The 26020-nt window shown below is 70.0% G+C and carries 21 protein-coding genes; 11 read left to right on the top strand and 10 right to left on the bottom strand.

Annotation, left to right across the window (positions count from 1 at the left end):
* Positions 1–125 precede the first annotated feature (125 nt).
* Both JYJ93_RS36305 and JYJ93_RS36300 read left to right on the top strand, forming a co-directional pair.
* The gene (locus JYJ93_RS36305) at positions 126–1517 is read left to right on the top strand and encodes a GNAT family N-acetyltransferase (RefSeq protein WP_206799191.1); all 1392 of its coding nucleotides are present in this window, start codon (positions 126–128) and stop codon (positions 1515–1517) included.
* Positions 1490–1927 (top strand): hypothetical protein, encoded by a 438-nt coding sequence (locus JYJ93_RS36300; RefSeq protein WP_206799190.1) that lies wholly within the window; start codon positions 1490–1492, stop codon positions 1925–1927. The genes JYJ93_RS36305 and JYJ93_RS36300 overlap by 28 nt, the downstream gene beginning before the upstream one ends.
* A gap of 66 nt (positions 1928–1993) precedes the next feature.
* Here JYJ93_RS36300 and JYJ93_RS36295 read toward each other — a convergent pair whose 3' ends face one another.
* The 4 genes from JYJ93_RS36295 to JYJ93_RS36280 form a co-directional block, all read right to left on the bottom strand.
* Complete coding sequence (locus tag JYJ93_RS36295; protein WP_206799189.1) at positions 1994–2872, bottom strand: aldo/keto reductase; 879 nt, start codon at positions 2870–2872, stop codon at positions 1994–1996.
* 57 nt (positions 2873–2929) lie between these two features.
* Positions 2930–3709, bottom strand: a complete 780-nt coding sequence (locus JYJ93_RS36290) for an SDR family NAD(P)-dependent oxidoreductase (RefSeq protein WP_206799188.1) — start codon at positions 3707–3709, stop codon at positions 2930–2932.
* A gap of 196 nt (positions 3710–3905) precedes the next feature.
* Positions 3906–5720 carry an ABC transporter ATP-binding protein gene (locus JYJ93_RS36285; RefSeq protein WP_206799187.1) on the bottom strand — a complete coding sequence of 605 codons (1815 nt, stop codon included), beginning with the start codon at positions 5718–5720 and terminating at the stop codon, positions 3906–3908.
* Positions 5717–7498, bottom strand: a complete 1782-nt coding sequence (locus tag JYJ93_RS36280; protein ID WP_206799186.1) for an ABC transporter ATP-binding protein — start codon at positions 7496–7498, stop codon at positions 5717–5719. The genes JYJ93_RS36285 and JYJ93_RS36280 overlap by 4 nt, the downstream gene beginning before the upstream one ends.
* A gap of 167 nt (positions 7499–7665) precedes the next feature.
* Between JYJ93_RS36280 and JYJ93_RS36275 the strand changes: the two genes are divergently transcribed.
* The gene (locus tag JYJ93_RS36275; RefSeq protein WP_206799184.1) at positions 7666–8700 is read left to right on the top strand and encodes an aldo/keto reductase; all 1035 of its coding nucleotides are present in this window, start codon (positions 7666–7668) and stop codon (positions 8698–8700) included.
* A gap of 96 nt (positions 8701–8796) precedes the next feature.
* Positions 8797–11151: an arylsulfatase gene (locus JYJ93_RS36270; RefSeq protein WP_206799183.1), complete on the top strand. Its 2355-nt coding sequence runs from the start codon at positions 8797–8799 to the stop codon at positions 11149–11151.
* A gap of 62 nt (positions 11152–11213) precedes the next feature.
* On the opposite strand, the gene JYJ93_RS36265 is transcribed toward JYJ93_RS36270, so the two are convergent.
* Positions 11214–13013 carry a M4 family metallopeptidase gene (locus JYJ93_RS36265; protein ID WP_206799182.1) on the bottom strand — a complete coding sequence of 600 codons (1800 nt, stop codon included), beginning with the start codon at positions 13011–13013 and terminating at the stop codon, positions 11214–11216.
* A gap of 347 nt (positions 13014–13360) precedes the next feature.
* Between JYJ93_RS36265 and rpsD the strand changes: the two genes are divergently transcribed.
* Positions 13361–13993 carry a 30S ribosomal protein S4 gene (gene rpsD, locus JYJ93_RS36260; protein ID WP_206799181.1) on the top strand — a complete coding sequence of 211 codons (633 nt, stop codon included), beginning with the start codon at positions 13361–13363 and terminating at the stop codon, positions 13991–13993.
* 82 nt (positions 13994–14075) lie between these two features.
* Positions 14076–16274, top strand: coding sequence for an FUSC family protein (locus tag JYJ93_RS36255; protein ID WP_206799180.1), 2199 nt, complete (start codon positions 14076–14078; stop codon positions 16272–16274).
* Here JYJ93_RS36255 and JYJ93_RS36250 read toward each other — a convergent pair.
* The gene (locus tag JYJ93_RS36250) at positions 16255–17850 is read right to left on the bottom strand and encodes a HEAT repeat domain-containing protein (protein ID WP_206799179.1); all 1596 of its coding nucleotides are present in this window, start codon (positions 17848–17850) and stop codon (positions 16255–16257) included. The two genes, JYJ93_RS36255 and JYJ93_RS36250, sit on opposite strands and share 20 nt — an antisense overlap.
* 103 nt (positions 17851–17953) lie before the next feature.
* On the opposite strand from JYJ93_RS36250, the gene JYJ93_RS36245 reads away from it, so the two are divergent.
* Genes JYJ93_RS36245 through rsmB form a run of 4 tightly spaced genes read left to right on the top strand, consistent with a single transcriptional unit; the run spans position 17954 to position 21837 of the window.
* Positions 17954–18544, top strand: coding sequence for a signal protein (locus tag JYJ93_RS36245; protein ID WP_206799178.1), 591 nt, complete (start codon positions 17954–17956; stop codon positions 18542–18544).
* Positions 18545–18577: 33 nt separating this feature from the next.
* Positions 18578–19516: a methionyl-tRNA formyltransferase gene (gene fmt, locus JYJ93_RS36240; RefSeq protein ID WP_206799177.1), complete on the top strand. Its 939-nt coding sequence runs from the start codon at positions 18578–18580 to the stop codon at positions 19514–19516.
* A gap of 48 nt (positions 19517–19564) precedes the next feature.
* On the top strand, positions 19565–20524 hold the full coding sequence (locus JYJ93_RS36235) for a type II 3-dehydroquinate dehydratase (RefSeq protein ID WP_206799176.1): 960 nt from the start codon (positions 19565–19567) through the stop codon (positions 20522–20524).
* Positions 20521–21837, top strand: coding sequence for a 16S rRNA (cytosine(967)-C(5))-methyltransferase RsmB (gene rsmB / locus JYJ93_RS36230; RefSeq protein ID WP_206799175.1), 1317 nt, complete (start codon positions 20521–20523; stop codon positions 21835–21837). Before JYJ93_RS36235 ends, rsmB begins: the two co-directional genes overlap by 4 nt.
* 16 nt (positions 21838–21853) lie before the next feature.
* Here rsmB and JYJ93_RS36225 read toward each other — a convergent pair whose 3' ends face one another.
* Complete coding sequence (locus JYJ93_RS36225; protein ID WP_014394155.1) at positions 21854–22753, bottom strand: LysR family transcriptional regulator; 900 nt, start codon at positions 22751–22753, stop codon at positions 21854–21856.
* Positions 22754–22882: 129 nt separating this feature from the next.
* Positions 22883–23179, bottom strand: coding sequence for a hypothetical protein (locus JYJ93_RS36220; RefSeq protein ID WP_120549028.1), 297 nt, complete (start codon positions 23177–23179; stop codon positions 22883–22885).
* A gap of 73 nt (positions 23180–23252) precedes the next feature.
* Between JYJ93_RS36220 and JYJ93_RS36215 the strand changes: the two genes are divergently transcribed.
* Positions 23253–24362, top strand: a complete 1110-nt coding sequence (locus tag JYJ93_RS36215; protein ID WP_206799173.1) for an MJ1255/VC2487 family glycosyltransferase — start codon at positions 23253–23255, stop codon at positions 24360–24362.
* A 12-nt stretch (positions 24363–24374) separates the two neighbouring features.
* On the opposite strand, the gene JYJ93_RS36210 is transcribed toward JYJ93_RS36215, so the two are convergent.
* Positions 24375–25415, bottom strand: coding sequence for an SDR family oxidoreductase (locus JYJ93_RS36210; protein WP_206799171.1), 1041 nt, complete (start codon positions 25413–25415; stop codon positions 24375–24377).
* A 45-nt stretch (positions 25416–25460) separates the two neighbouring features.
* Entirely contained in the window at positions 25461–25970 is a 510-nt protein-coding gene (locus JYJ93_RS36205) for a TlpA disulfide reductase family protein (protein ID WP_206799169.1), read from the bottom strand.
* Positions 25971–26020: the final 50 nt, after the last annotated feature.

Below are 26020 nucleotides of genomic sequence, written 5' to 3'. Positions count from 1 at the left end.
GGGTGTCAGACGCGTGAGTAGGCTTCACGCCTCATGACAGCAGTGAGGGGGATGTCACGAAGCTCTTGATCGATACGAATGTCTTGATTCCATTGGAGCCCACCTCGCCTGAACAGGTTGAGGCGATGATGGAGCCCGCGGCCCGGCTGGTGAGAGCCATTGAAGAGGCTGGCTATCAACTCTTCATCCATCCAGCCATCAAGGTGGATGTCGAGCGGGATCGCGACGAGGCGCGCCGCCGGCTTCGCGAGCTGCTGCTCGGCAAGTACCTCCCACTTCCCGCGCCGCCTCCCGTCCCCGGAAGCTGGGACGAGATCCTGGGACGCCCCGAGCTCCACTCGAATGATTGGGTGGACCACCAGCTGTTGGCCGCCGTTCGGTCCAACGCAGTGGGCGTCCTGGTGACTGAAGACCTGCGCATCCACCGGAAGGCAAAGCGCGTCGGACTGAAGGAGCGCGTTGTCACGGTCAGCGAAGCCCTCGCCATGGTGCAGGGCTTGCGAGCCAGGTTCGCCCGGCCTCCGCCCGCGGTGGAGTTCACGTTCGCGCATGACGTCGACGCGGAAGACCCGTTCTTCGACAGCCTCCGAGGGGACTACCCACCGTTCGATGGCTGGTTGCGCCGATGCCAGATGGAGCACCGACGATGCTGGGTGGTGCGGGGACAGGGGCGTCAGCTGGCCGCGCTGTGCCTCATCAAGGATGAAGAGGGCGTCCTGGACCTCAAGGGACGCACGCTGAAGCTCTGTACGTTCAAGGTCGCCCCTGAGCATCAGGGACGCCGCCTGGGGGAGCTTCTGCTCAAGAGCGTCTTCGAGCACGTCTCGAAGAACGGGCACGACTTCGTCTATGTGACGGCCTACGAGCGGCAGGGCGCGCTCATCGCCGTGTTCGAGGACTTCGGCTTCCAGGTGGAAGGGCGTACGGAGTCCGGCGAGCTCATTCTCGTGAAACGAATGCGTGCGGGGGATGCGCCTGAAGCGCTTTCACCGCTCGACTTTCACGTGCGCCACGGTCCGCCCGCGATGAAGTTCGATGTGCCGTCCTTCATCATCCCCATTGAGCCCAGGTTCCATCACCTGCTCTTCCCGGACGCGGACTCGCAGTTGTCGCTGGAGCCCGGCCTCCATCCTTTTGGAAATGGCCTGCGGAAGGCGTACCTGTGCCGGGCGTTGATCCGGCAGATAGAGCCCGGTGCGTCACTGCTGTTCTACTTGAGCCACTCCCAGAAGGCCGTGACGGTCGTGGGCATCGCCGAGCAGACGCTGGTGTCCACGAATGCCGAAGAGATTGCAGCCACGGTGGGAAAACGCACGGTGTTCTCCCTTCGCGACATGCAGACGCTGTGCTCGAATGGCGAGGTGCTCGCCATCCTCTTCCGACAAGCGGCCATCCTGAAGGAGCCCATCCCTCTCGGTGACCTCTGTCGTCATGGAGTGCTCAACGGCGCTCCGCAGTCCATCACCACGGTCCAGCAGGGAGGTCGTGAGTGGCTTCGCCAACGCCTCGGTCTGTAGTCCTGCTGCCCATCCAGCCCCGGTACGCGACGCCCATCCTGGAAGGGCTCAAGCGCGTCGAATTCCGCAAGCGCGCCTTCCGCCGGGAGGTCTCACATGTCGTCGTCTACTCCTCCAGCCCGGTGAAGCAGGTCGTCGGCTTCTTCGACATCGCTGGAATCGACGAGGCCCCTCCCGAACAGCTCTGGCGCCGCTACTCGAGGGTGGGGGGCATCCTGAAGGAGGACTACGACCGCTACTTCTCGCGGTGCGAGGGCGGCGTCGCGATCCAGGTGGGGAAGGTCCACGTCTTCGCGAAGCCCTTCCCGCTGGGGGACATCTCCCCGGAGCTGCGCGCACCCCAGAGCTACGCCTATCTGAGCTCGCACGCGTTCACGAAGATTCGTGGCCGGCGGACGCTTCCCGCTTGAGGTGCCGCGAGCACCCCATCCATTTGTGGGTCGATGGGGTGCTTCAAGCGAAGCCGGGCGGAAGCGTCAGCGCCCCGACGCCTGGGCGTCCACGGCGGCCAGCTCTTCCTTGCTGAGCTTCACCTCCGCGCCCGCGACGTTCTCCTCCAGGTGCTTCACGGAGGACGTGCCCGGGATGGGCAGCATCACCGGCGAGCGCGCCAGCAGCCAGGAGAGGGCGATCTGCGCGGGCGTCGCGTCGTGCTTCTTCGCCACGGAGTCGAGCGTGCTCCCCGGCTTCGCCAAGCCTCCCGTCGCCAGCGGGAACCACGGGATGAATCCCAGGTTCTCCTTCTCGCAGTAGTCCAGCACCTTCTCGTGCACGCGGTCGGTCAGGTTGTACCGGTTCTGCACCGACACGACGTCCACCACCTTGCGCGCCCGCTCAATCTCCTCCACCGACACCTCCGACAGGCCGATGTGGCGGATCTTCCCTTCCTTCTGCAGCGCCTTCAGCTCCCCCAGCGACTCCTCCACCGGGACCTTCGGGTCGATGCGGTGCAACTGGTACAGGTCGATGCGCTCCAGCTTCAGCCGGCGCAGCGACATCTCCAGCTCCTGGCGCAGGTACTTCGGCGCGCCCACCGGATGCCACTCGTTGGGCCCCGTGCGCACCAGGCCCGCCTTCGTCGCCACCACCACGCCCTTGGCATGGGGGTGCAGGGCCTCCGCGATGATCTCCTCGCTGATGTAGGGGCCGTAGGAGTCCGCCGTGTCGATGAAGTCCACGCCCAGCTCCAGCGCGCGGCGCAACACGCGCACCGCCTCCGCCCGGTCCTTGGGCGGACCCCAAATGCCAGGGCCCGTGAGCTGCATGGCGCCGTAGCCCAGCCGGTGGACGGGCAAATCGCCGCCCAGCTTGAAGGTGCCGCTCTTCTCCGCGGGTCGCGTCGAGGTTCCGCTCATGAGTGCTTCCTCCGTGCAGATGAATGCCCAAATCGATGCATGGGCGGCCCATGCGTTTCAGGCCGTCCGGTACCGCCCGGCCAGGGCGTGGGTCGCCCCACGCAAGAGCCCGGCCTCCGCCTTCTCCAGGGCCGTGAGGGCCTCCGCGGCCTCCAACCCCGGGACGCAGACCGTCTCACCGCGCTCCAGCGCGACGAGCGAGGCCGTGACGACGTCCTCCGGCGACATGGTGCCGGGATAGCCGCCGTTGAACTCCGTGAAGGTCATGCCCGGGCAGACGACCTGCGCCACCACGGGCGTGCCGCGCAGCTCTCCCGCGAGCGTGCGGGTGAAGTGGACGAGGAACGCCTTCGCGCCCGCGTAGGTGGCCCGGTGGGGCAGGGGACCCGGCGGCATCGCGCCGGAGAAGGCGAGCAGGGAGGCGACGTTGATGATGGCGCCCCTGCCCCGCGCCAGCATGCCGGGCAGCGCCGCGCGCGTGGCCAGCATCGGCGCCATCATGTGCAGGTTCGCCAGCCCCTCCAGCGCCGCGGGCTCCACCTGCGCGAAGGGGCCATAGCCGCCCACGCCCGCGTTGTTGATGACCAGGGTGAGGTCCTCGCCCGCCGCGCGCCCGGCCACCCGCTGGAGGTCCGCGTGCACCGTGAGGTCCGCCCGCAGCACCTCCGCGCGGATGCCATGCGCCGCCGTCAGCTCCGCCGCCAGCGCCTTCAGCCGCTCCTCCCGCCGGGCGACGAGGACCAGGTCATACCCGAGCGCCGCCAGCCTCCGCGCGTACACCGCGCCAATTCCCGCGGACGTGCCCGTCACCAACGCTGTCCCTCGACTGCCTGCCATGCCTGCTCCCGAAAAGGGGGGTGAAGAGGACGCGCCCGACTCCGACGCAATGAATGCTGGAGATGGGGACCGCCCCCGCGAAGCGCACGCCGCCGGGGCCGCACCCTCGGCCGCTGGGTAACGAAGGGCGGCCGGCCGTGCAAGCAAGAGACGGCCCTGACGGGAATCAAGGCGCGGAAAGCCGCCCCGCGCGCGCTCAGCCCAGCGACTTGACCGCCGGCTCCGGCGCGTCGCGGAACTGCTGGTGATACAGCTCCGCGTAGAGCCCGCCCTTCTCGAGCAGCTCCGCGTGGTTGCCGCGCTCCACCACGGTGCCGTGCTCCAGCACCAGGATGAGGTCCGCGTGGCGGATGGTGTTGAGCCGGTGCGCGATGACGATGCTCGTGCGGCCGGACAAGAGCTGCCCCAGCGCCAGCTGGATGAGCGCCTCCGTGCGCGTGTCGATGTTCGCCGTCGCCTCGTCCAGGATGAGCACCCGCGGATTGGCGATGACCGCGCGAGCGAACGCGAGCAACTGCCGCTGCCCCTGGCTGAGCGTCGCGCCGCCCTCGCCCAGCACGGTGTCGTAGCCCTGCGGCAGCCGGGTGATGAAGTCGTGCGCGTGCACCGCCTTCGCCGCCGCCTCCACATCCTCGCGGGTGGCGTCCGGCTTCCCGTACGCGATGTTGTCCGCCACCTTGCCGCTGAAGAGGAACGGCTCCTGCAGCACCATGGCCATCTGACGGCGCAGGCTGCCGCGCGTCACCTGGCGCACGTCGTGCCCGTCCACGCGCACCGTGCCGCCCGTCACGTCATAGAAGCGCGGCACCAGGCTGGCCACCGTCGTCTTGCCCGCGCCCGTGCGCCCCACCAGCGCCAGCGTCTGGCCGGGCTCCAGGTGAAAGGACACGTCGCGCAGCACCGGCCTCGCCGCGTCGTACCCGAAGGACACGCTGTCGAAGACCACCTGTCCCTGGAGCGGCCCCAGCTCCACGACCCCCGGCGCGTCCGGCGGCTCCGGCGTCTCATCGAGGATGGCGAAGATGCGCTCCGCCCCCGCCAGCGCGGACTGCATCAGCGCGGCCACGGACGCGGCCAGCTGCACCGGCCGGAAGAACTGCTGCACGTAGATGAGGAACGCCGCCACGCCGCCCACCGTGAGCCGCCCGCTCAGCGTCAGCACGCCGCCGTAGCCAATCACCAGCGCCATGGACAGCGTGGAGAGCAGGTCGATGGCCGGCGAGAACGCGGACGTGATGCCCACCGCCGCCACGTTCGCGTCCCGGTTGGCCGCGTTGCGGTCGCGGAAGCGCTCGATGTTCTTCTCCGTGCGGTTGAAGGCCTGGGCCTGCCGCACGCCCCCGATCTCCTCCTGGAGGTTCGCCGTCACGTCGCCCACCGTCTGCCGCGTCTTGCGGTAGGCATTGCGCGCCCGCGACGCGAAGAACCACGTGGTGAGCACGACGGCGGGGAGGATGGAGAAGCACGCCAGCGCCAGCCGCGCGTTGAGCGCGAACATCGCGACGATGACGCCCACCAGCCCCAGCACCGACCCCAACAGCTGCGTCAGCCCCTGCGTGAAGAGCTGGTTGAGCGTGTCCACGTCGCTCAGCAGGCGGCTCATCAGGTCGCCCAGGGGCCGGCGGTCGAACCACGCCAGCGGCAGCCGCTGGAGCCGCTCGAAGAGGCGCTGGCGCAGGTCCGCTAGCACGCGCTGCCCCGTGTGGCCCACCCGCCGCGTCTGCGCCTGCTGCGACAGCGCGCCCACCGCGTAGACGGCGAACAGCACCGCCAGCGTCCGCGCGAGCCCCCAGCCGTCCCCCGCGCCGATGTCGCGGTCGATGGCCCGGCTCACCAGGTACGGCCCCAGGGCCTGGCACGCCGCGCCCACCAGGATGAAGACCAGCGCGGAGGTGAGCGTGCGCGTGTGCGGACGCAGCTCGCCCAGGAGCCGGCGCAGGACCTTGCCGCGCTGGTTCGCGTGGCCGGCCTCCAGCTCCACCATCGACTCCAGGCTCCCCGGCCGCCTCATGCCGCTCCCTCCTGACGCGGGGGCAGCAGCTGCGACCCGAGGATGTCGTTGTACAGCTCGCTGGTGGCCTTCAGCTCCTCGTGGCGCCCCTTCGCGGCGATGCGCCCCTCGTCCAGCACGAGGATGAGGTCCGCGTCCCTCACGGTGCTGATGCGCTGGGCGATGACGATGGCCGTCCGGCGCTTGTCCCGCATCAGCGCGTCCAGCGCGCCCTGGATGGCGGTCTCCGTGCGCGCGTCCACCGCGGACGTGCTGTCGTCCAGGATGAGCAGGCGCGGATCGGTGAGCAGCGCCCGCGCGATGGCCAGGCGCTGCCGCTGCCCGCCGGAGAGCCCCACGCCGCGCTCGCCCACCACCGTGTCGTAGCCCTGGGGCAGCTCGCGGATGAACTCCGCCGCCTGGGCCGCCTCCGCCGCGGCCTCCACCTGGGCCTGCGTCGCCTCCGGGCGTCCGTAGGCGATGTTCTCCCGCACCGTGCCGGAGAACAGCAGCGCGTCCTGAAGCACCACGCCCATCTGCGAGCGCAGGCTCGCGAGCGTCACGTCCCGCACGTCATGCCCGTCCAGCAGCACCGCGCCTCCCGTGACGTCGTAGAAGCGCGGCAGCAGGTTGATGAGCGTGCTCTTGCCGGAGCCGGTGGTGCCCAGCACCGCCACCAGTTGCCCGGGCTCCAGGGTCACGCTCACGCCCCGCAGGATTTCACGCTCGCCGCCCGCGTAGCGGAAGCGCACGTCGCGCAGCTCGATGTGGCCCTGCAGCGGCGGCAGCGCGGATGCGCCCGGACGGTCGGACACCTCCACGGCCGTGTCGAGCAACTCGAAGAGGCGCGCCGCGGACGCGCTCGCCCGGGACATGCTGGCCGCGATGAAGCCCAGCGTCATCAGGGGCATCAGCAGGAAGGCCAGGTAGCTGTTGAAGGCCACCAGCTCCCCCAGCGTCAGCCGCTGGTGGAAGATGCGCCAGCCGCCCACGCCCACCACCACCAGCGTGCCCAGGTTGGCGAAGAAGGTGATGAAGGGGAAGTTGCTGGCCAGCGCGTCCACCACCTTCAGGTTCGTCTCCTTCAGCTCCGCGTTCGTCTTCCCGTAGCGCGCCAGCTCGCGCGCCTCGGCGGAGAACGCGCGCACCACGCGCAGCCCGCGCAGGTCCTCCTGGAGCGTGCTGTTGAGCGAGCCCAGCAGCGCCTGGAGCTGGCCGTACATCGGCCGCATCCGCCGGATGAACGTGCGCATCACCACCAGGATGGGCGCCACCGTCGCGAGCGCCGCCACCGCCAGCACCGGATCCAGGTACACCAGCAGCCCCGCGCAGCCGAGCAGCATCGCCGCCGCCGCGGCGAACTGCACGATGCCGCCGCCCACGAAGCTGCGCACCGCCTCCACGTCGCTCGTCAGCCGCGTGAGCAGTTGCCCCGTCTGCGCCTGGTCGTAGTAGCTGAAGGACAGCCGCTGGATGCGCGCGAAGAGCGCGTCACGCAGGTCGAACGCCACGCCCTGCGACGCGCGCTCCGCCAGGTAGCCCTGCAGGAAGTTGAACAGGCCGCGCCCCAGCGCGATGGCGACCAGGCCTCCCACCGCCAGCCACACGGGCCGCACCTCCCCGCGCGCGAGCCCCTGGTCGATGGCGATGCGGATCATCTGTGGCGCGCCCAGGTTCGCCACGGAGACGAGCAGCAGCGACACGAGCGCGCCCATCGCCTCCAGGCGGTAGCGGCGCAGATAGCCCAGCGCCCGCAGGATGGGGGGGCGGCCGGATGCGGGTGTCGCGGATGTGCTCACGTGGAACCTGGACCCCTGCCTCCCCGCCCGGGAAGGCGCGCGCATGATGGGCGGCCCCTCGCGCCGCATCAAGCACTTCGCGCAACCCGGGCAAAGACGGTTGCGCGCCGCGCCACGGCCCGTTACGTGGGCCGCCTTTCCTCCTGTTTCGTCACGAGGTGAACGTCATGGAATACCGGCAGCTGGGTGGTTCTGGTTTCAAGGTCCCCGTCCTCAGCCTGGGCACGGGCACGTTCGGCGGCGCGGGTGACTTCTTCAAGGGCTTCGGCTCCAGCGACGTGAAGGAGGCCACGCGGCTGGTGGACATCGCGCTGGACGCGGGCGTGAGCATGTTCGACTCCGCGGACGGCTACTCCGGGGGGCTCGCGGAGGAGATCCTCGGCAAGGCGCTGGAGGGCCGGCGCGACAAGGCCATCATCTCCACCAAGGCCACCTTCCGCGCGGGCCCGGGCCCCAATGACGTGGGCTCCTCGCGCTTCCACCTCACGCGCGCCGTGGAGGCCTCGCTGCGCCGGCTGAAGACGGACTACATCGACCTGTTCCAGCTCCACGCCTTCGACGCGGTGACGCCCGTGGAGGAGGTCCTCAACACGCTGGACGGCTTCGTGCGCGCGGGGAAGATCCGCTACCTCGGCTGCTCCAACTTCTCCGGCTGGCACCTGATGAAGTCGCTGGCCGTGTCGGAGCGCTACAACCTGGCGCGCTACGTGGCCCACCAAGCCTACTACTCGCTCGTGGGCCGCGACTACGAGTGGGAGCTGATGCCGCTCGCGCAGGACCAGAAGGTGGGCGCGGTGGTGTGGAGCCCGCTGGGCTGGGGCCGGCTCACCGGCAAGCTGCGCCGGGGCGCGCCGAAGCCGGAGTTGAGCCGCCTCAACAACCCCGCCACCGCGGCCGGCGGCCCGCAGGTGCCGGAGGAGTACCTCTTCAAGGTCGTGGACGCGCTCGACGCCGTGGCCCAGGAGACGGGCAAGACGGTGCCGCAGGTGGCGCTCAACTGGCTGCTCCAGCGGCCCACCGTGTCCAACGTCATCATCGGCGCGCGCACGGAGGAGCAGCTGCGCCAGAACCTGGGCGCCATCGGGTGGAACCTCACGCCCGCGCAGGTGGCCACGCTGGACGCCGCCAGCGCCACGCCCTGGCCCTACCCGTACTTCCACCAGCGCCAGTTCCACGAGCGCAACCCGTTCCCCGTGACGTGAGCCGGGTGTGAAGCAGGAGGCGGCCAGGGCCTGGGGCCGGCCGCCTCCGTCCTGGGGGCAGATTCGCTGTCTTCCGGGGCGATGCACCTCAGGCCCATGTCCCTCAAAGAATACAAGCCTGGCAGTCCCTTCCCTGGCGTCATCGGCCGCACCTGGGAGCAGTCGTCTCCCGCGTGGCCTTCACCCCTGCGCTCGAAGCCCGGCGCGCCCAACGTCCTGTTCATCATCCTGGATGACACGGGCTTCGGGCACCTGGGCTGCTACGGCTCGCCCATCCGCACGCCGAACCTGGACCGGCTGGCCAGAGGCGGGCTGCTCTACAACAACATGCACACCACCGCGCTGTGCTCGCCCACGCGCTCGTGCATCCTCACCGGCCGCAACCACCATTCCAACGGGATGGGCACCATCACCGAAACGTCGCTGGGCTACCCCGGCTACAACGGCACCATCCCCTTCGAGAACGGCCTGCTCTCCGAGATGCTGATGGAGGCCGGCTACAACACGTATGCCATTGGCAAGTGGCACCTGACCCCCGCGGAGCAGACGAGCGCCGCCGGGCCGTACTCGCGCTGGCCGCTGGGCCGCGGCTTCGAGCGCTTCTACGGCTTCCTGGGGGGGGACACGCACCAGTACTACCCGGACCTCATCCACGACAACCACGCCATCCGCCCGCCCGCCACGCCGGAAGAGGGCTACCACCTCACGCCGGACCTGGTGGACCGCGCCATCGACTGCGTCGCGGACACCAAGCAGGTCGCGCCCGACAAGCCCTTCTTCCTCTACTTCGCCACGGGCGCCATGCACGCGCCCCACCACGTCCCCCGCGAGTGGGCGGACGCCTACGCGGGCCAGTTCGACGACGGCTGGGACGCCTACCGCCAGAAGGTGTTCCAGCGGCAGCTGGAGCTGGGCGTGATTCCCCAGGGCACGCGGCTGTCCCGGCACGACCCGGACGTGCAGGACTGGGACTCGCTGCCCCCGGAGGAGAAGCGGCTCTACGCGCGGATGATGGAGGTCTTCGCGGGCTTCCTGGAGCACACGGACCATCACATCGGCCGGCTCTTGAAGTTCCTGGAGGACACCGGCGAGCTGGACAACACGCTCATCATGGTGCTGTCCGACAACGGGGCCAGCGCGGAGGGCGGGCCGCACGGCTCCGTGAACGAGCTGAAGTTCTTCAACAACGCGCCGGAGTCGCTGGAGCAGAACCTGGCGGCCATGGAGGACCTGGGCGGCCCGAAGCACTTCAACCACTACCCGTGGGGCTGGGCCTGGGCGGGGGACACGCCGTTCCGCCGCTGGAAGCGGGAGACGTACCGCGGCGGCACCACCGACCCGTTCCTCGTCCACTGGCCCCGGGGCATCCAGGCGAAGGGCGAGGTGCGCACGCAGTACGCGCACGCCATTGACATGGTGCCCACGGTGCTGGACTGCCTGGGGCTGGAGCCGCTGGCGGAGATCCGCGGCGTCACCCAGTCACCCATCGAGGGCGTCAGCTTCAAGCACACGTTCAACGACGGGAACGCGGAGAGCCGCCACCGCACGCAGTACTTCGAGATGTTCAGCTCGCGCGCCATCTACCACGACGGCTGGCGCGCGGTGTGCCCGTTCCCCGGCCCGTCCTTCACGGAGGCCGGAGAGGGCTTCGGTGAGTCGCAGCTCGATGAGGACCGGCTGCGCGAGCTGGATTCGCGCGGCTGGGAGCTGTACCACGTGGCGGAGGACTGCTCCGAGACGAAGAACGTGGCGGAGGAGAACCGGGGCAAGCTCATCGAGATGATCGCCCTCTGGTACGCCGAGGCCGGGCGCTACCAGGTGCTGCCGCTCGCGTCGCCCACCCGCGCCGTGTTCGCGCTGGAGCGCCCGCAGCTCACCAAGGACCGCACGCGCTACGTGTACCGCCCGCACACGTCACCCGCGCCGGAGAACGCGGCCGTGCACGTGCTCAACCGGCCCCACACCCTCACCGCGGACGCGGAGGTGACGCGGGACACGCAGGGCGTGCTGCTGTGCCACGGCGGCCTCACCGGCGGCTACTCGTTCTTCATCCAGGACCGCAAGCTGCACTACGTCTACAACTACCTGGGGGAGCAGGAGTTCCACATCGAGTCGGCGGTGGACGTGCCGGAGGGGCGCTCGGAGCTGAGGTTCGAGTTCGAGCCCACCGGCAAGCCCGACCTGAGCGTGGGGCGGGGCGCTCCCGGACGCGGCCGGCTCTACATCAACGGCGACCTGGTGGCGCAGAGCACCATCGACGCGACCATGCCGCTGGCCATCAGCCTGGGGGAGGGGCTCACCTGCGGCCGGGACGAGTGTTCCTCCGTCAGCCAGCGCTACGCCGCGCCCTTCGAGTTCACCGGCACGCTCCACGAGGTGACGGTCGACGTCGTCGGCGAGCACGTCCGGGACACGAAGGCCGAGCAGAAGGCCGCCCTGGCGAAGCAGTGAAATGAAGAAGGCCCGGATGGGAGCGCGAAGGGCTCCCATCCGGGCCTGGAGACTTCAGGGGATTACTTGGTCACGCCGACGGCGGTCCAGGCCTCGGCGACCTTCTTCGCCTCGACGGAGTCCTTGCCGTACAGGTCCGTGGCGGCCTTGATGGTGGCGGCGCGGGCCTCGGAGAAGTTCGTCTGCGGCGTCATGTACGTGGTGAGCGCGCGGCCGAAGACCTTGAGGCTCTTGTCCATACCGATGCCGTCCTTCACCTCGATGCCGGAGGTGCGGTTCTTGCCGCCCTCGGTGAGCAGGAAGAAGGCGTTGTTCGCGATGCCGCTGGAGCCGTGGACCTCCGTCATCTTCGGGTAGTTCTTGTAGTTGTCGATGGAGTAGCCGTCCGCCGTCGGGTCGTTCATGTAGCGGAGGGCGTCCGTGTTGTCGCCGTTCTTGGGCGTCCAGGCGTCCTCACCCACGGCCCAGTCGAACTTCACCGCGCCGTTCTTCTGGCTCGCGTACCACTCCACGCCCGTGCCGATGATGTCGCTGAAGGACTCGTTGAGGCCACCGGACTCGCCCTCGTACTCCAGGCCGGCGGTGCGCTCCGTGAGGCCGTGCGCGATCTCGTGGCCGGCGATGTCCAGCGTGGTGAGCGGGCCGGAGTCCACGCCGTCACCGTCGCCGTACTGCATCTTCTCGCCGTCCCAGAACGCGTTCACCAGGTTGTTGTCGGTGTGCACGTAGTTGATGAGCTTCTCACCCTTGCCGTCGATGGAGTCGCGGCCCAGGACGTCCTTCATGAAGTCGTAGGTCATGGCCGCGCCGTAGTGCGCGTCCACGCCCGCCTGGGCGCGCGCCGGGTCGCCCTTCTCACCCCAGACGTCGTTCTTGTCGGTGATGGCCGTGGTGCCGGACGCCTCCGGGCGGTTCTTGGCGTCGTACGTCACGATGCCCTTGCCGCGCGTCTTGTCCTCCAGCGAGTACGTGCCGTCCTTGTTCTTCGTGGTCTGCAGGTCCACCTTGCCGCTGTACATCGTCTGGTCGTCCGCCACGCGGGCCGCGCCGCCGCCCGTCGTCGGGGCCGGCGTCGCCGGGGTGGAGGGGGCCTGGGTGGACGTGCCCGGCTTCGTGGGGGTGGCCTTGGCGCCCTCGCGGCTCCAGTGGCTGATGGTGTTGTACTGCTTGATGGACGCGCCGGTGTTCGCGTCGATGAAGTAGTTCATCGAGCGCGGCTCCTTGCCGTTGGCCGCGGACGTGTCGGTGAGCGTCACGTGGTAGGCGGCGTGGTACTGGCCGTCCTTGCCCTTGACGATGACCTTCTCCGACGTGGGGGCGCGCGTCGTGCCGCTGTTGAAGTCCTTCTGCGCCACGGCCAGCGCGTCCTTCGCCGTCAGCTTCGTGGGCGCCTTGCCGATGCCCGCGGGGATGTCGGACACGTTGCCCGTCAGGCTGTCGAACTGACCCTTCGCGTCCAGGTGGCCGATGATCTGCTCACCGGCGACCTTCACGCCCTCGTGCATGCGGTCCATGCGCACGTGCGTCATGCCCAGCTGGTCGCGCTCCACGGTGCGCGGCGAGAACGACGTGCCGCCCGTGACGCCGGACAGCTGCGGGTTCTTCTGGTTCACGTACGCCACCGTCTGCTGGATGGCCTGCTGCGCCTGGGGGCTGGTGAGGTCCACCGGGCCCGGCGTCAGCTTCTGGCCCACGCCGTTCAGCGCCACCGTGGCCTTCGCCTTGGAGGGCGCGCCCGCGCTGAAGCTGGACTGCGAGCTCATGCCCACCGGGCCCTGGGGCTTCACGGTGTTCACGGGCTTCGTGTCGGTGCGGTTCTGGGTGGCGACGACGGGCTTCGACAGGTCGGTGCGCAGGGCCATGGGGGCGTGCTTTCGGGGGCAGGTGCAGCGGACAAATTGATTCTCGTGTCAGCCGTCCCATTGTTGCGTGTGGGTGGCTGCTTACACGGTCATGAGTGGGTTCAACCTCATGAATTCACAGGTGAAGTTTTCGTCCTACATCCGCTCCGGAAACACATTCCGACCGGTAGGTAGGCAGGTGCGCGGGGTTGTATTTCCGTTCATTTTCACCCTGGTTGTGCACGCCCGTCCACCCACACGCCGTGTCTGGAAGCTTGACCGGCTGCTCGCCTTGCGGGTATTGAAATTGATAGTGATTATCAACTTCAACTTGGCTCGACCCAACAGGAAGGCCGGAGGAACGCACCGTGGCACGTGAACTGGGACCCCGAGGGAAGCTGTGTCGGCGGTTGGGCATCCCCCTGTCGCGCATCAGCGCGAAGGACCCGGACAAGGATCCGGTGCTGCGCCGGCCGTATCCGCCGGGCCAGCATGGGGCGACGGCGCGCGTGTCGGTGAGCGACTTCGCGCAGCGGCTGCGGGAGAAGCAGAAGCTGAAGCTGTACTACGGGCTGCTGGAGAAGCAGTGCCGCAGCGCCTTCCTGGAGGCGCGCAAGGCCCCCGGCAACACGGGCAAGGTGCTGTTGCAGTTGCTGGAGAGCCGGCTGGACGCGTTGGTGCTGCGCGCGGGGCTGGCCACGAGCATCCGGCAGGCGCGCCAGTTCGTGCGCCACGGCTACTTCCAGGTGAACGGCAAGCGCGCGGACATCCCGAGCCTCCGGCTCAAGCCGGGCAACGAGGTGCGCTTCTTCCCGGCGCACCAGAAGCTCGCGGTGGTGCAGGACGCCTTCGGGCGGATGAAGTCCCGCCAGGTGCCCGCGTACGTGCAGGTCCTGGGCGAAGGGGAGGGCATGCGCTTCGTGCGGCTGCCCGAGCGTGAGGAGATCCCCGTGGACGTGAACGAGCCGTTCATCGTCGAGTATTACGCGCAGCGCAGCTGAACGCTGGCCGCCTTCCGCCCGTCCGCCGTGCATGCGGGCGGGCAGGGGAGGAATCCGGCGCTCGCGCACCCCATATTCGGGGATGCGCGGGGACGGAGGCGAGACGGTGGCGGAGGGCTGGGTGGCGCCACGGGGAAGCGCGGCCCGGGGACACCTGCCCCGCCACGTCGCGGGCCTCTTCCGCTTCCAGCCGGGCCGGCCCGCGGTGGCCTCGGGGTTGCGCACGGGGCTGGCGCTGGGCGTGCCGCTGCTGCTCTCCGCGCTCCTGTCGCAGCCGATGGCGTCATGGGCGGGCATGGCCGGGCTCTTCGTCGCGCTGGTGGACAAGGGCGGGCCGTACCGCACGCGCGCCCGGGCCATGGGCGCGATGACGGTGCTGGGGGCGTTGGTGGGGCTCGTCATCGCGCTGCCGAGCCCCTTCTGGGTGGACGTGGCGCTGACGCTCTTCTGGGTGACGGCGTGCGGCTTCGCGCGCAGCTTCGGGGACACGCCGGGCATCGTCGGCATGCTGCTGGCGAACCTGTTCGTGGTGTCGCTGGCCCTGCCGCAGCGGGGGCCGGAGGCGGCGCTGATGCAGGCGGCGTACTTCGTCGCGGGCGGCCTGTGGTCCATGTTCCTGGCGCTGGTGCTGTGGCCGCTCAGGCCCTACCGCCCGGCGCGGCTGGCCATCGCGGCCTGCTACGAGGAGCTGGCGGACGCCGCGGACGCGGTCGCGGGCTGGCCCATGGAGGGGCCCTCGCGGGTGGGGACGTGGGAGGCGGTGCAGCGGGCCGCGCGCATGCGGCGGTCGCTGGAGACGGCGCGCGCGACGCTGGGCGCCACGCGCCAGGGACGACAGGAGGAGAGCGGCCGGGGCGAGCACCTGCTGGTGCTGCTGGAGGACGCGGACGCGCTGTCGCTCCTGCTCACGGCGATGTCGGAGGCGCTGGACGAGGCGCCGCGTCAGGGCGCGTGCCGCACGGCCCGCATCGAGGCGCAGCACGCGCTGGGCGCGCTGGCGGTGGACCTGCGGGGCGTGGTGGGTGCGCTGGTGCGGGGCACGGTGCCGGCGCCCACGTCGTGGGACGCGGAGCGGGTGACGCGGGTGCTCCAGGCGGACGGGGGGCCGCCGGAGCCTGCGCGCTCGCAGTACTCGCACGTGGCGGGGCTGTTGGGGCGGCTGCGGGAGTACAGCGGGGTGGCGCTGGACGTGGCGTCCCGGCTGGAGAGCGGCGAGCCGCTGCCGGAGCGGGACATGAAGCCGCTGGGGGTGGAGCCGGGGCGCGGGCGTTCGGGGTGGAAGGTGCTGCGCGACCACCTGACGCCGGAGTCGGTGGTCTTCCGGCACGCGCTGCGGCTGGGGCTCACCGCGACGGTGGCGACGGCGCTGGCGGAGGGGCTGGGGCTCAACCACGGGTACTGGGTGACCATCACGGTGATTGTCGTGTTGCAGCCGTACTCGGGGCTCACCACGGAGAAGGGGCTTCAGCGTGTGGCGGGCACGTTCCTGGGCAGCGTGTTGGCCATGGGGCTGGTGCACGTGCTGCCCACGACGGGGATGATGCTCGTGGCCATCGTGCTGCTGGTCTGCGTGTCGGTGAGCGTGCGGCCGCTGAACTTCACGGTGTACCAGGTGCTGCTGGTGCCAGCGCTGGTGCTGCTCGCGGAGATTCAAACGGGGGACTGGCGGCTCGCGGGGGTGCGCATCCTCAACACGCTGATGGGAGGCGCGCTGGCGCTGGTGGGCATCCGGCTGCTCTGGCCGAGCCCCGAGCACGCGCGCTTCGCCGAGGCGGTGGCCTGCGTGCTGAAGGCGGACCAGCACTACCTGCGCGAGGTGGCGCGCACGCCGGTGGCCACGGAGCCGGCGCTGCGAGAGGCCCGCCGCAAGGTGGGCGTGGCGCTGCTGTCCGCGGAGGCGTCGTTCCAGCGCCTGCTGAGTGAGTGGAAGGGCCCGGCGAAGGAATTGGAGCCGGGGATGGCGTTGATTACCTACGCGCGCCGCTTCACCGCGGCCGTGACGGCGCTGGCGGCGAGTCGCACCTGGCATCAGGATTCGGACGTGGGGCCGGTGGTGCGCTACGCATCGGACGCGCTGGAGGAGCTGTCCGCGGCGCTGGTGGCGCGCCGCGTGCCGTCAGCGCTCAAGCGCGAGGCGCCGGGCCTGGAGGGCACGGACGCGCTGGCGCGCACGCAACTGTCGCGACTGGTGCGTCAACTGGGCGTGCTCCACCACGCGGTGGAGCGGATGCCGCCCGCGCTGCGTGCCTCGGAGGATGGGGCTACGCCCGCTCCAGCTTGACCATCAGCCGGCGCAGGTCCTCGTTCACGCGCACGAAGTTGGAGTTGCCCTTCTCGTCCTCCAGCTGCTTCTTCAGCGCGGGCAGGGACGCCTCGCGCAGCTTCTTCGCCGCGCCGGGCGCGTCCGCCAGCCAGTCCACCGCCTGGATGACCGTGGCCCGCGCCTCGGTGTCGCGCTCGTTGAGCCGGCCCGCCAGCGTCGGGCCCTGGTCCGCCGCCCCGGAGCGCCCCAGCTCCAGCGCCGCGCGCTGCAACAGCACCGCGTCCGCCTTGGGCAGCCGCTGCGACCAGCAGCCCGCGTTGCCGCTGCACGCCTGCGCCGCTTCGAGCACGGCGCCATATCCCTGGACCTGATCCGCGCGCTTCTTGCCCAGCGCCGCGGCGTCCTGGCACCCGTCCTCGCCCGTCTCCTGGCAGTCCGCCGCCGTGCGCGCGGGCTCCGCCGCCGCCAGCTTCGCGAGCACCGGCTGCTCCCGCGCATCTCCCAGGAGCGCGATGCCCTTCACGGCGATCTCCCGCGAGTACCAGTCGCCGGTGCCCGCCGCCTTCTCCAGCGCGGGGAGCGCGTCCCGGCTGCCCAGCAGCGCCAGCGCCCGCACGTACGCGTCGCGCACCGTCGGATCCGGCTCGCCCACCAGCGCCGCGAGCGGCTTCACCGCCTCCTGCGCGCGCATCCTCCCGAGCGCGTCCGCCGCCTGCATCCGCACCAGCGCTTGGATCTGCGGATCCGAGTGCGTGAACGACAGCTGCTTCAACAGCATGGGCACCGCGCGCTTCTCCCGGAGGTCGCCCAGCACCTGCGCGGCCTTCATCGGGTAGCTGGCGGGGTTCACCCCCTGCGCCTTCGCCCACGTGAGCAGCTCCGCGTCCTTGCCCTCCAGCACCGGCAGGAGCGCGTCCGCCGCGGGCGCGCCCAACTGGAACAGCGCGAAGCTGCTCTCCACGTAGAAGGACACGCCCCGGCGCTCCTTCGTCAGCGTGCGCATCAGCGCCGGCACCGCGCGCGGGTCTCCAATCTGCCCCAGCGCCTCGATGGCCTTCTTGTTGAGGAACGGCTCCGCGGCCTCGTCCGTCGCCAACTGGATGAGCGGCTCCACCGCCGGCTTCGCCTTCAGCGCGCCCAGCACCTGGATGGCCTCGATGCGCGTGTAGTTGTCCTTGCTGCGCAACAGGGGCACCAGCGACGGCACCGCGCGCTCATCCCCGATCCGCCCCAGCGCGCCCACCACCGCCTTGTTCACCTGCTGCGCCGGCACGTCCGACGCCCCGGGGTCCAGCGCCGCCGTCAGCGGCTCCAGCGACGTCGGGTGGTGCAAATCCCCCAGCGTCCGGGCCAACGCGGCCTTCACCTCCGGCCGGCGCTCCGAGGACAGCCGCGCGTGCAGGAAGGGCAGGAACTGTTCGTTCACGTTGCCCGACGTGCGCAGCGACTCAATCACTCGCACCTTGTCGTCGGGGCGCTTCGCCCCCTCCAGACTGGACTGCCAGTACTCCGGCGTCTTGGGGTCCTCCTTCTTGCAACCCCCCAGGGCAAGGCAGGAAACGGCCAGGGACAGGGCGACGAATGAGCGGGACATGGGGCTCCTTTACGTCCGAACGTCTGGGCTTTCGTCGGGTGTAGACCTGTCCACACGAAGGACGCAAACCTCCTCCACCTCCTGGGGTACGCTGGTCAACGACATGGCCCCTGCCGAAGACAGTCGTAACGCGTCGCGTCCGACCATCATGCGCCGGACGTACCTGCTCGACCGAGAATTCCAGCTCAAATACATCCTCCTGCTCACCGGCATGGGCGCCGGGAGCATGTTGCTCTTCGGCGTGCTCGCCCATCAGGTGCACCGCATGTCCGCCGAAGGGGGCCTGTCCGGCGAGGAGACGCTCTGGTGGCTCACCGGCGTCGCCACCGTGGGCCTGGGCGTCGCGCTCGGGTTGTTCGGGCTGCTCTTCACGCACCGTGTGGCGGGCCCCGTCCACGTGATGAGCCTCTACGTCGCGGCGCTCGCGGCGGGCCGCTATCCGCGCCTGCGCCCCCTGCGGCGCAAGGACGAGCTGCGCGCCTTCTTCGCGCGCTTCAGCGAAGCGGTGGACCGCATCCGCCAGCGCGAGGCGGACGAAGCCCTGGCGCTGGAGAAGGCGCTGGACGTGCTCAAGGACGTGGCCACCACGCCCGAGGCGCGCGAGGCCCTGTCCACGCTGGAGGCGCTGCGCGCGCGCAAGCGCCAGGCGGTGGACACCTCCGCGCCGCCCGCCACCTTCAAGTCCGTGGCCTGACCCATCCCTTCTTCCACACGAGACTTCCCTCACATGAGCAGCCGACCCCGCATCGTCTTCATGGGTACGCCCGAGTTCGCCGTGGCCTCGCTGGAGGCCTGCTTCGACGTGGGCGACGTCGTGGCCGTCGTCACCCAGCCGGACAAGCCCAAGGGCCGGGGCAACGCCGTCACCGCGCCGCCCGTGAAGGAGCGCGCGCTGGAGAAGGGCATCCCCGTGCTCCAGCCGCAGAAGCTGCGCACGCCGCCGTTCTCCGAGGAGCTGCGCCAGTACGCCCCCGACGTCTGCGTGGTGACGGCCTACGGGAAGATCCTGCCCAAGGACCTGCTGGCGCTTCCGGTGAAAGGCTGCGTGAACGTGCACGCGTCCCTGCTGCCGCGCTTCCGGGGCGCCGCGCCCATCCAGTGGGCCATTGAGCATGGCGACAGCGAGACGGGCGTGTCGCTGATGGTGATGGACGAAGGCCTGGACACCGGCCCCGTGCTGGCCATGAAGCGGCTGCCCATCGCGCCGGACGAGACGAGCGCCACGCTGCACGCGAAGCTGTCCGCGCTGGGCGGCGACATCCTGCGCGAGTCCCTGCCGCGCTACCTGAACGGGGAGCTGACGCCCCAGCCCCAGCCCTCCGAGGGCATGGTGCTGGCGCCCATCATCGACAAGGAGAACGGCAAGCTGGACTTCACGAAGCGCGCGGTGGAGCTGGACCGCCGCCTGCGCGCCTTCACGCCGTGGCCCGGCGCGTACACGATGCTGGGGGGCAAGGTCTTCAAGGTGCACCGGATGCGGGCCGCGGAAGGCAGGGGCGCGCCCGGCACGGTGTTGTCCGCGGGACCGGAGGGCATCGAGGTCGCCTGTGGCGAGGGCTCGGTCGTCTTCCTGGAGGTCCAGCCAGAGGGCAAGCGGGTGATGCGCGCGGCGGACTTCCTCTCCGGAAACAGATTGCAGCCGGGCAGTCAGCCGTTCACGTCTTAGCGCGCCATCGAGCGCCATGTGGAATCCTAGCGCGATGGAGTCTCACGGATGGGCATGAAGCTGTTGGTGTTGCACGGGCCGAACCTCAACCTCCTGGGCGAGCGCGAGGACGTCGCGGGGGGCCGCCTGACGGACCTGGACGCGGCCCTGCGCGCGAAGGCGAAGGAGCTGGGACTGACGCTGACCATCGTCCAGTCCAACCACGAGGGCGTCCTCATCGACACGATCCACGCCGAGCGCAAGAACGTGGAGGGCATCCTCATCAACCCCGCGGGGTACTTCACGTCCTACGCGCTGAAGGAGGCGCTGGAGGCGGTGGGGCTGCCCGCCATTGAAGTCCTGCTCAAGCCACCCGCGCGCGAGTCCGTGGTGGCCGAAGCCTGCGCCATGCAGGTGCTGGGGCTGCATGGCTTCGACCCGTACATCCAGGCCCTGGAGACCTTCGCGAGCGGCATCTTCCACCCCGCCATCCCCGGGCCGGTGAAGTCGCTGGGCCGCCGCAAGAAGACCGCCGGGCCGGAGGACGACGATTCCCGCCCGAAGCCCAAGCTGGTGGGCCGCGTGCACCCGCTCAAGAAGGACGACGCGCCGGAGCCCACGCCGCTGGCCACGCCCGCGCGCTCGCTCAGGCGCACGGCGGAGGCCGGGGGACCGCTGAAGACGCTGGGCCGCAAGTCCGTGCCCACGGTCGTGAAGGCGGACGGCAAGCCGGGCAAGACGCTGGGCCGCGCGGCGAAGGGCGGATCCACGCCCGCGTCGGACCTGCTCACCCGGGCGCTCGTGCGCCAGAAGATCGCGGACCGGCTGGCCGGACGGCTCAGTGAAGCGGAGCTGGCCACCTGGGCCCGCGCGAAGTATCAGCAGGTCCAGCGTGGTGAACCGGCGGAGAGCGGCCACCGCGATCTCCTGGAGGACAGCCTCCAGAGCCTCACTTTGTCCCATCTGCCCGCGACGCGGATGTCGGACGAGCAACTGGTGGACCTGATGACCCGGCTGGAAGAAGGATGAACGCCCGTATCCTCGCCATCAACATCCTCGCGCGCGTGCGCGCCACGGATGCCTACCTCAACGTGGTGCTGGACACGGCCCTGTCGGAGACGCCGCCGAAGGACCCCCGCGACGCGGCGCTCGTCACCGAGCTGACCTACGGCGCCACCCGCCGGCAGCTCGCGCTGGACTACGCCATCACCCGCTTCGCGGACCGCAAGCTGGACGCGCTGGAGGACAAGGTCCTGGCCGCCCTGCGCGTGGGCGCCTACCAGCTCTTCCACACCCGCGTGCCCGCGAGAGCCGCCGTGGCGGAGACGGTCCAGGCCCTCAAGGACGTGGGGCTCGCGCGCGCCGCGGGCTTCACCAACGCCATCCTGCGCAAGCTGTCCGAGCTGCCCTCGCCGCCCTTGCCCTCCCAGAAGGACCCGGTGGAGTACCTGTCCGTGCGCGAGAGCCACCCGCGCTGGCTGGTGGAGCGGTGGATCCGCCAGTTCGGCCGCGAGCGCGCGGAGGCGATGCTCGTCGCCAACAACACGCCGCCCGCCGTCGTCATCCGCGCCAACAGCGCCAGGGTGACGCGCGACGCGCTGCTCGCGCAGCTCAAGGACGTGGGCGTGGAGGCGCGCGCCACGGAGGCCTCGCCCGTGGGCATCGTCCTGCCGCCCGTGGGCCGCGTGGAGGACGTGTACGGCTACTCGGAAGGGCTCTGGCAGGTGCAGGACGAGGCCGCGCAGCTGGTGGGCGTCTATGGCGCCATCCCGGAGACGGCGCGTGTGCTGGACGCGTGCGCGGCGCCGGGCGGCAAGGCCTGCCACCAGGCGGAAGGCCACGACGTCGTCGCGGTGGACCTGCACGCGAACAAGCTGCGGAAGATTGAGGCCGAGGCCCACCGTCTGGGGCTGTCCGGCCGCCTGAAGGCCTACGCGCACGACGCGTCCGAGCCGTTCCCGGAGAGCTGGGGCGAGTTCCACGCGGTGGTGGTGGACGCGCCGTGCTCCGGGCTGGGCACGCTGCGCCGGCACCCGGAGCTGAGATACCGCCGCAAGGAGGAGGACGTGGCCCGGCTGGCGACGCTCCAGCGGCGCATCCTGGAGAACTGCCAGGAGGCGGTGCCGCCCGGCGGCCTGCTCGTCTACGCCGTCTGCACGCCGGAGCCGCAGGAGGGGCAGGACCAAGTGGACATGTTCCTGCGCAGCCACCCGGAGTGGACGGCCGAGCCGCCCGTGCTGCCCGGCCTCAAGCTGCCGCTCGCGCAGGCCTGGCTGCGCACGCTGCCCGGGCCGGAGGGCTACGACGGCTTCTTCGCGGCCCGGCTGCGAAAGCTCTACTGAAGCGCCGCGGGGGCCTTCAGTCGTCCTGCGGAATCAGGGCGGCCTGCTTGAAGGCCTCCAGCACCGCGGCGGACGCGCGGTCCAGGTACTTGCCCTTGCGGATGAGCAGGCCAATGGGGCGCGACACGGGCCCCTCCGCGAAGGGCTTCGCCACCAGCGAGCTGTTCTTGATTTCAGCGTGGGCCGTGGCCATCGGGAGGATGGCCACGCCCAGGCCCATCTCCACCGCGCGCTTGATGGTCTCCACGTTGTCCATCTCCATCACCGGATTGATGTCGATGTTCTTCTCGCGGAACAGGCGGTCCAACGCCTTGCGCGTGGGGGCTTCCCGGTCGAAGGCGATGAAGGGCACGCCGGACAGCGCGGTGAGGCTCACCTTCGCCTTGCTGGCGAACGAGTGGTTGGGCGCGCAGACCACCGCCAGCTTGTCGTCGCGGAACGGCAGGATGTCCACGCCCGCGCGCGGCTGCGGATAGGCCACGATGCCAATCTCCGCCGCGCCCAGAATCACGTCGTCGTAGACCTGATCATTGCGCCGGTAGTTCAGGCGCATGTTGACCTTGGGGTGCGTCTTCAGCAGCTGCTTCTGCACCACGTTCAGCTCGTGCAGACCCACCGAGTAGATGGTGGACACGGTGGTCGCGCCCTGGACCTCCGTGGCCTGCTCGCGGATCTCCTGCTCCACCTCCGCGAAGCGCGCCAGGATCTCCTTGCAGCCCCGGAACAGGCGCTCACCCGCCGGCGTGGGCGTCACCTGCCGCGCGCTGCGCGAGAGCAGCTTCTGCTCGTAGCGGTTCTCCAGCGCGCGGATCTGCTGGCTCACCGCGGACTGGGTCACGTGATTGAGCTGCGCCGCGCGCGAGAACGAACCCGTCTCGACCACGTCACAGAACATCTTCAACGATTCGAGCTGCATGGGCCGTCTCCTACCCTCAAACCTAATGGCCGGGCCAGTAGTAATTAGTTGACCTACCCCGCCCGCGAAAATGACCTACAGGAACAATGTGCCCGGCTGCTTGCGCGGCGCGGCGAAATCCTTGGGCTCTCAAACGTTGGAGTCATGGCCGTCCTCGGGCGGACGCGGGCGGGTGAGGGCGAAGAGGGCGGCGCCCAGGGCGACGAGCGCCCCGCCGGAGAGCGTCTGCACGCGGCCCAGGTCGCGGTCCGTCTCGTGGAGGAGCTGGCACTCTTGCGGGGACAGCTTCGCGCAGTCCTCGGGGGCAAAGAGGGCCCTCACGCCCAGCCCGAGCAGCCCCAGGCCGCCCAGCATGAGGCCGGCGATGCCCCCGAACGCCGCGGCGCGCAGCACGGAGGCACCTCGGGGCGAGGGCAGGGAGGTCATGGACCGGGAGGCGTAGCACCGTCCCGGGCCGGAAGGGACAGGGGAGGGTGTCCCGGGCGTATGCTTCCGGACCATGCGAATCCTGTATGGGGTCGTCGGCGAAGGGATGGGCCACGCCACGCGCTCGCGCGTGCTGCTGGAGGCGCTGACGAAGGAACACGAGGTCCACATCGTGGTGTCGGGCCGCGCGCAGCACTACCTGGCCCAGCGCTTCCAGAACGTGCACGGCATCTGGGGGCTGACCATCGCCTACGAAGGCAACTCGGTGAAGAAGTGGCAGACGGTGCTGCAGAACCTGCAGGGCGCCGTCGCGGGCTGGCCGCAGAACGTGCGCCAGTACTTCGACCTGGTGGAGGGCTTCAAACCGGACGTGGTGGTGAGCGACTTCGAGACGTTCAGCTACCTGTTCGCGAAGCGCCACATGTTGCCCGTCATCAGCGTGGACAACATGCAGATCATCAACCGCTGCACGCACGACCCGGCGCTGCTCGCGGGCCATGAAGAGAGCTTCGAGGCCTCGCGCGCCATCGTGAAGGCGAAGCTGCCCGGGGCCTTCCACTACCTCACCACGACGTTCTTCTACCCGCCCGTGCGCAAGCGCCGCACCACGCTGGCGCCGTCCATCCTCCGGCCCGAAATCCTGGCGGCGAAACCGGAGGCCGGTGAGCACCTGCTCGTGTACCAGACGGCGACGACGAACACGCACCTGCCCGAAATCCTCAAGCAGTCCGGCGTGCCGTGCCGCGTGTATGGCCTGCGCCGCGACCTGAAGGAGGACGTGGTGGACGGCAACCTCACCTACCGGCCCTTCAGCGAGGCGGGCTTCATCGACGATTTGCGCACCGCGCGCGCGGTGGTGGCGGGCGGCGGCTACACGCTGATGAGCGAAGCGGTGTACCTGCACAAGCCGCTGCTCAGCATCCCCGTGGGAGGCCAGTTCGAGCAGGTGCTCAATGCCCTCTATCTGGAGAAGCTGGGGTACGGGATGTATGTGAAGGAATTGAGCCTGGATGCGCTGAAGACGTTCCTCGCCCGCGTGCCCGCCTGCGCGGAGTCCCTCAAGGGCTACGAGCAGGACGGGAACGTGAAGATGCTCACCGCGCTGAACGACCAGCTGGCGCAGGCGTACGAGCACCGCGGCCACTGGCGCATGGAGATGGCGGAGATGGACGGGAAGGCCTGAGCCGCCTTCTCGTCAGTGCAGGGACACCTCGTTCTCGTTGTTGCGCTCCGCCGCGCGGCGGCTCATCTCCGTGAGCCAGGAGCGGGTGAGGGGGGTCTCGCTCTCGCTGCCCTTATGACGCTCCGGGGTGCTGTCCTGGGGCAGCAGCCGGTTGACGGCGTCCAGCACGCGCGCGGTGAGGTTGGGCGCCAGGGCCCGGCCCACCGCGCCCAGCTTCGCGGGCATGCCCACCAGCGCCTCCGCGTCACCCCGGCGGCACGCTTCAATGACTTTGCGCGCCACGCGCTCGGCGCTCATGGACACGCCCATCATCGAATTGCTCACGTGGAACCACGCGTACTCCTTCTCGTGGTTGCCCTTGAAGCTCGCGTTGCGCGGGCTGCCGGTGCGGATGAGTGAAGGGCACGCCGTCGTCACGCGGATGCCGTCCTGGGCCAGCTCCGTGCGCAGCCCGTCCGACAGGCCCACCAGCGCGAACTTGCTCGTGGAGTACGGCACCAGGTGCGGGATGCTCAGCTTTCCGCCCATGGAGGACACGTTGACGATGCGGCCCTCGCCGCGCGCCTTCATGTCCGGCACGACCGCGAGCGTCGTGTACAGCGGCCCCCACAGGTGGGTGTCCACCGCCTCCTCGAAGTCCTCCAACGTCATGGACTCCAGCGGGCCCACCATGATGACGCCCGCGTTGTTGATGAGCACGTCCACCGCGCCCCAATGCTCGTGGACGGCGCCCACCATGGCGTCCACCTGCACCTGGTCGCGCACGTCGCAGCGCAGGGTGAGCACCTCGCCGCCCAGGCGCTCCAGGTCCGCGTGGGCGCGCTTGAGCGACTCGACGTCGCGTCCGCAGATGGCCACGCGCGCGCCCTCCTTCAGGAGCATGCGCGCCATCACCAGCCCCAGCCCCCGGGAGCCTCCGGTGATGACGACCGTCTTGCCCTGGAAGCTGTAGCGCGGGCGCAGCGCGCGCTTCAGGCCCACGACGGCCCCCACCCCGGCGGCCAGCGCGCCCAGGGAGAGGCCCTTTCGCTCGGTGTGTCGTCGGTCAGCCATGGTGAGACGCTCCAGGGGAGGGAAGGGTGGGGAGGCGGAGGCGCTTCAGGGATTGGAGGCCGCGACCTGGTCTTCCTGTTCGCGGGACACCTCGCCGTGGAGCGCGGGAGACTCCTGGCCGGGCAGGTCCTTGAGCAGCGCGCGCACGCGGCGCAGCGCGTCCTTGCCGCCGATGCGGTTCTTCAGCCGGCCATCCGTGCCGAAGAGGAGGAAGGCGGGGTGCTTGTCCACGCCGTAGGCCTTGGCCATGGAGCCGTCATCCATGGCGATGGGGTAGCGCAGGCCGTGCTCGCGCGCGAAGCCCTCCACCTTGTTGGTGTCGCGCAGCTCCGTCTCGTTGTGGGTGACGTCCACGCCAATGACCTTCAGGCCCTTGGGCCCGTAGTCCACCACCCACTGGTTCACGGCCTCGAACTGCTTCGCGCAGTCCTCGCAGTCCATGGTCCAGAAGTGCAGCAGGACGGGCAGTCCATCGAGCTCCGAGACGTGGACGGGGGCATTCACCCACCCGCCATCCGGGTCCAGGAGCGTGAGGGGGATTTTCGTCGAGGCCATACGGGCTCCCTATGGGAAGTGGAAAGCGCTTCAACGGGACGTGACTCAAG

Origin of the sequence: Corallococcus sp. NCSPR001 (assembly GCF_017309135.1) — a bacterium.
In the GTDB taxonomy this organism is placed as follows: Bacteria; Myxococcota; Myxococcia; order Myxococcales; family Myxococcaceae; genus Corallococcus.
This window is presented reverse-complemented; position numbering and strand designations above follow the sequence as displayed.

Bases quoted from the DNA above. Each gene is read 5' to 3' on its own strand.
- JYJ93_RS36210 (WP_206799171.1), bottom strand. From the start codon at position 25,415: ATGGCTGACCGACGACACACCGAGCGAAAGGGCCTCTCCCTGGGCGCG.
- JYJ93_RS36305 (WP_206799191.1), top strand. From the start codon at position 126: ATGATGGAGCCCGCGGCCCGGCTGGTGAGAGCCATTGAAGAGGCTGGC.
- JYJ93_RS36245 (WP_206799178.1), top strand. From the start codon at position 17,954: ATGGCCCCTGCCGAAGACAGTCGTAACGCGTCGCGTCCGACCATCATG.
- JYJ93_RS36215 (WP_206799173.1), top strand. From the start codon at position 23,253: ATGCGAATCCTGTATGGGGTCGTCGGCGAAGGGATGGGCCACGCCACG.
- JYJ93_RS36275 (WP_206799184.1), top strand. From the start codon at position 7,666: ATGGAATACCGGCAGCTGGGTGGTTCTGGTTTCAAGGTCCCCGTCCTC.
- JYJ93_RS36290 (WP_206799188.1), bottom strand. From the start codon at position 3,709: ATGGCAGGCAGTCGAGGGACAGCGTTGGTGACGGGCACGTCCGCGGGA.
- JYJ93_RS36270 (WP_206799183.1), top strand. From the start codon at position 8,797: ATGTCCCTCAAAGAATACAAGCCTGGCAGTCCCTTCCCTGGCGTCATC.
- JYJ93_RS36220 (WP_120549028.1), bottom strand. From the start codon at position 23,179: ATGACCTCCCTGCCCTCGCCCCGAGGTGCCTCCGTGCTGCGCGCCGCG.
- JYJ93_RS36265 (WP_206799182.1), bottom strand. From the start codon at position 13,013: ATGGCCCTGCGCACCGACCTGTCGAAGCCCGTCGTCGCCACCCAGAAC.
- fmt (WP_206799177.1), top strand. From the start codon at position 18,578: ATGAGCAGCCGACCCCGCATCGTCTTCATGGGTACGCCCGAGTTCGCC.
- JYJ93_RS36235 (WP_206799176.1), top strand. From the start codon at position 19,565: ATGGGCATGAAGCTGTTGGTGTTGCACGGGCCGAACCTCAACCTCCTG.
- JYJ93_RS36285 (WP_206799187.1), bottom strand. From the start codon at position 5,720: ATGAGGCGGCCGGGGAGCCTGGAGTCGATGGTGGAGCTGGAGGCCGGC.
- JYJ93_RS36250 (WP_206799179.1), bottom strand. From the start codon at position 17,850: ATGTCCCGCTCATTCGTCGCCCTGTCCCTGGCCGTTTCCTGCCTTGCC.
- JYJ93_RS36205 (WP_206799169.1), bottom strand. From the start codon at position 25,970: ATGGCCTCGACGAAAATCCCCCTCACGCTCCTGGACCCGGATGGCGGG.
- JYJ93_RS36255 (WP_206799180.1), top strand. From the start codon at position 14,076: ATGCGCGGGGACGGAGGCGAGACGGTGGCGGAGGGCTGGGTGGCGCCA.
- rsmB (WP_206799175.1), top strand. From the start codon at position 20,521: ATGAACGCCCGTATCCTCGCCATCAACATCCTCGCGCGCGTGCGCGCC.
- JYJ93_RS36225 (WP_014394155.1), bottom strand. From the start codon at position 22,753: ATGCAGCTCGAATCGTTGAAGATGTTCTGTGACGTGGTCGAGACGGGT.
- JYJ93_RS36295 (WP_206799189.1), bottom strand. From the start codon at position 2,872: ATGAGCGGAACCTCGACGCGACCCGCGGAGAAGAGCGGCACCTTCAAG.